The organism is Psychromonas algicola (assembly GCF_004378355.1).
Taxonomy (GTDB): Bacteria; Pseudomonadota; Gammaproteobacteria; order Enterobacterales; family Psychromonadaceae; genus Psychromonas.
Genome location: NZ_SNUB01000113.1, coordinates 1 through 319, shown reverse-complemented (window position 1 = coordinate 319; position 319 = coordinate 1). Strand labels below are relative to the sequence as shown.

Sequence of the window (319 nt, the reverse complement as noted above, 5' to 3'; positions counted from 1 at the left end):
TACGTCGAAGTCGATTTGCGCCGACAGCCCGGCATCTGCGAGCTGACCGGGTCGATGGTGATCGATCGTGGGCGCGGAATCGGCTACTGCGGGCTGTCGGAGCGTTGTGACCGCACGGGTGCCGACGCGATGGCAACCGCCTTTGGATTGGCGGAGCTGGTGCCGTTCGAGTTGGCGCCGGGTGAATACCACGGCAATGTCGTGATGAGCGTGCTCGCGTCTCGCGCCGTGGTGCTGGCCCCGGATGGTTTCGCGGATCCTGCGCTGGGCGAGTCGATCGCGGCACGGTACGGCGACGGGGCGATCCTTCTGACGGCGG

General features: G+C 67.1%; 1 protein-coding gene. It reads left to right on the top strand.

Annotated features, from left to right (window positions below; all coding sequences use genetic code 11):
* Positions 1-319 (top strand): arginine deiminase-related protein (locus E2R67_RS16705; RefSeq protein WP_208379558.1); only part of this gene is annotated, 319 nt, incomplete at both ends.